Origin of the sequence: Chryseobacterium sp. Leaf201, assembly GCF_001421435.1 — a bacterium.
Classification (GTDB): domain Bacteria; phylum Bacteroidota; class Bacteroidia; order Flavobacteriales; family Weeksellaceae; genus Chryseobacterium.
The window spans coordinates 1-4,112 of sequence record NZ_LMKA01000025.1 but is presented as its reverse complement, the minus strand read 5'-3'; the positions used below and the strand labels follow the sequence as shown (position 1 = coordinate 4,112).

The following is a 4,112-nucleotide window of genomic DNA, read 5'->3' as shown; positions in this document are numbered from 1 at the left end:
TTAATTAAAAACATATTAATTTTTATCATTTTTTTATTCCTTGTGTCCTTTATCCATCATATTATTCATTTTCTTTTGATCTTGCGCATTTGTAGATGTTGTATTTGTTGGTCTTACTTCTGATAAAATATATTTTCCTGCGTGATTAAGTGGAGGATCACTATCTACAAATTTTTTGCTTTTTGGATCAAAATAAAGCCTATTTAGTTGAGTATTTTGTCCCGATTCTGATCCTGCTGAAGCAGCATTATCAACGTAAGAAAAATAAGATCCCTTTTTGTCCGAACCAGCCCCTACTATTGTAATAAAATGATCCGTCGCAACATTCTCATTAATATTTTGATTATCACGATAACTGACACCTGCCATAACAGGTTTACCTTCTTTTAGATTAGACAATGTCATATCTACTCCCTTTTGCAAATCGACTTTTGATTGAGATCCCGCAGGTTGCCTAGAACTTTCTACCATATTAACCCTAGAGGAAGAACTTCCTGATGTGAAGTTCCCAGCATTTTTAATTTGTCTGTCCGCAGCGTGCCAACAATTGTTCACAAAAGGAGACCGACCTTGTAAAAGTCTTCCAGGAACAAAAACAGGGGTAGAATAATTAGAAAACGAACCATAAGATACACTAAGATTCACATCGTGGAAATCTACTTGCTTTCCATTAGGATCAATATAACGTATAGGGTTTTGATACGTATATATATAAGGATTTAGATTACCCCAATAGAAAACACCACTATTATGCTGCCCATCTCCATAAAATTGGGTTTCCATTACCGGATTGTATACCGCCAGCGGATCAACCCCATACCAAATACTCAATCTCGGATTATAATATCTCGCTCCGTAATAGTAAAGACCTGTATCTTCATCCAATTCTTTTGCATTGAACTTATATGGATTATTGTAAGATCCGTCCATCTGCTCCAACATGGTTTCTCCGAATGGTAAATTTAGGAAAAATTGTGTTGCATCCCCATGAGAATTGGTAACAAATGTTGCTGTTCCCAAATGATCTCCATGCAGATAATACAAATCAGGATGTTGCATTACTTCTCTTAATTCTACAGAAACATTAGTACTTCCTAAATCTGTCTGCTCAAGATACTTCTTAAAGTCGGCTTCTGTATCCGCTTTCTTTTCCGCTTTATCTTCAGGAGTTCTGCTGCTGTATAAAACAGAAGGATCATCAAATCGATCAGCATCATCCATCAATCTGCTCGCAAATCTTTTTGAACCTTCGAAGTAATGTTTTGTATACTGCCCTGTTGAACTTACCGTTACATAAGGGTTCGGATACAATTTATAATCAACCATTCTTAATTCATCAACAATTACAGGTGCTCCGTTCTGATAAAGCTGTGTAGGTGCTTCCAGTCCGTATCTGATTACTCTTTCTCCTTTATCGTCATAGGTATGATACTGATAAACACCCGTATTGTCATTATAGAATGCTTTCATACGATCCTGCTCATCCCAGTACATGTTTCTTACTCCGTTTAGATCTTCATGCTTTACAACATTACCATTATGATCATATTCAAATGCTTCTGTATTACCGGTGGAGCTGTCATCAACTTTATCCAGCTTATGCGTACTATCGATATAAGCATAATTGTTTTCATATGTATTTTCCGGAACAACAATCTGGTTTCTTTCATGATGCTGANCATCAACTTTATCCAGCTTATGCGTACTATCGATATAAGCATAATTGTTTTCATATGTATTTTCCGGAACAACAATCTGGTTTCTTTCATGATGCTGAGCTTTCTTTGTAATTCCTCCCACTTTATTATATTCCATTTTAAGCTTATACGTGGAATGTGCAAAATTAACAGAATGTACAGGCTGCTCTTCCTCACCTATAATGGTATCCCTTGTTCCTGTACCAACCAATCTATTTAACGTATCATATTAGAAATCAAACTGATATGCTCCGCCCATACCATTTGCTAATGGACTGGCTATATTTTTAACTCCTGTAATGTTTGAGAACTCATCATATTTATATTCGTTCTGTAACATTGGAGTATTTGTAGGGCTGTACAAACTATAATTTCTCAATCTTCTGTTTTGCCCATCGTATGCATAATATTGTGATGTCCCGTTACCATATTTAATCATTAAACGCTGCTCATAATGATCGTAGTTAATATTCTGAATATACGTTTCTCCCTGGTTATTATCTACGGATTTAAGATTCCCTCCTCTGTCATAATGATAAGAAACAATCTCATCATCCGGATATTTGATCTTTTTAATACGGTTCCAGCTATCATAATTGAAGTATGTTTTAAAATACTTTTCAGGAATATTGTACCCACGCACAGCTCTCACTTCTGTAAGAACTTCGCCCATTCTTCCATAGGTATATTTTGTAGTTCCAGACCCGTCGTCTTTTACACGAATTTTTCCTGCATTATTATTCGCTAGCGTAGAAGGATAGTATTCGTAATAGACATTATTCGGGTTTGGATCTCCTGATGGTAAATCCGGCAGTACAACCCCTGTTAATCTGTTATAATCATATTTATAGGATATGAAATTAGCACTTATAGTACTATCATTCAAAAGGTTATCTGTAGTAAGCTTTATAAGATTTCCTGCCTGATCATATTCATATTCAGTCTGTCCTTTGTCCGGATGTTGCTGATGGAGACATCTTCCTAAAAGGTCATAATCATAGCTCGTTTTAATTCCTTCCGGATCTTTTACCGACATCAATTCACCAATGGTGTTATATTCAAAGAATGTTGACAGTGGAACATTATCCAGATAATCATCCTTCTGTACTATTTTCCCTTCTGCATTCGCATAGGATTCTGATTTTTCATTGGACACCTCTTCTGTTGTTTTAAACAAATCATTATCAATGGTGTATGTCGTATGTTTTATCGTATTATCTTCATCTGTAAATGAAATAACCCTATCTCTCCCATCATATACTGAAGATGTCGAAGGTCCATTATTGGCTGGATTAAGAGCCTGATTCGTCACCCCTTCCATTACCGGATGGGACTGTATAATTGCTCTTCCCAGTCCATCATATACTGTTCTTCCCGATACCGTTCTTGATTCGGATCCATACCAGTCAAAATCTTTTTTCGTCTGTATAATTCTTCCCAGGAAGTCAGAATAGGTATCTGTCATTATCGTATTTCCGGAACTTGCATATTCAGGATCATAGTTTGAAGTAGAGGCCCTGTAAAGTTTTACCGAGGCATCATTGTTTGCAATTCCTGCATGATCAAACCAGTATCTGTATTTTACTGTCGGCACTGTAGAACCGCTTGCAATTTCGTTTGGCCCCATGATCGTTCTCGTTCTTCCGAAACCGTCATACATGAATACTATTGCTTTTAATTTCCGGCAAAAGCTGAATGGTTTTCATCACGTCTTTTTAGCCAAATAATACCGGAAGTTTTTCAATATTTTTGATGCTTAACGTTTCCGTTCCCATCTGGGCGGAAGAAAGATTTTGTCTTTTTTAATTCCAAAAATTAAGACTTCTTCAATTTTGGCCGTTTTCTCGTTATCCTGCGGATCAAGCTGAAGATCAAGTCTAAGATTGTCTTCTACATTGATAATTTGTTGAAAATCTTTAAATCCCGAATTGGAAACCACCAAAGTATAAGAGCTTTTGGGAAGCGAAAACGAGTAAAACCATACTCATTGGTGACCACCGAAATGGTGGGATCTTCGGCTACTGTTATGGTTAACTCCAATCATTAATTCTCCGTTTTTCTGATCTTTTACGGTACCACTTATAGCATATTTGTTGGGCAAAAAGCAATGAATTAAAACAAGTAGCGGCCACAGAACCGGCGCGCTTTAAAGAGGTCATCTGCATTTGATATTTACTGGGTAAAGATATTGATTAAACACGAACGGCCTTGTTAAAACTATTATTAATTCATTAATTAATGAGTTAATATAATTATTGTCCATGGTCATTGAATCTAGCTTAAATATTGATATTATTACCGAACGAGATTCTTCGAGTATTATTTCACGAACAGTAAATTTTTATATTCAAACAACAAACCACTGCGAGATGCAGTGGTTTGTTGTTTGAAGAGCGTAACACTCTCATAAAATAT

Annotated in this window: 2 protein-coding genes; both read right to left on the bottom strand. The window is 36.1% G+C overall.

Annotated elements, in window-relative coordinates:
- Positions 1-33: 33 nt before the first annotated feature.
- Complete coding sequence (locus ASE55_RS20525) at positions 34-930, bottom strand: RHS repeat-associated core domain-containing protein (protein ID WP_238584978.1); 897 nt, start codon at positions 928-930, stop codon at positions 34-36.
- Positions 931-1,926: 996 nt separating this feature from the next.
- A complete protein-coding gene (locus ASE55_RS03175) occupies positions 1,927-3,357 on the bottom strand; it encodes an RHS repeat protein (protein ID WP_056215474.1) in 1,431 nt (476 codons plus the stop codon).
- Positions 3,358-4,112 lie beyond the last annotated feature (755 nt).

What these genes read in the sequence shown, in the direction of transcription:
- ASE55_RS20525 (WP_238584978.1), bottom strand. Translation starts at nt 930, where the DNA reads ATGGACGGATCTTACAATAATCCATATAAGTTCAATGCAAAAGAATTG.
- ASE55_RS03175 (WP_056215474.1), bottom strand. Translation starts at nt 3,357, where the DNA reads ATGTATGACGGTTTCGGAAGAACGAGAACGATCATGGGGCCAAACGAA.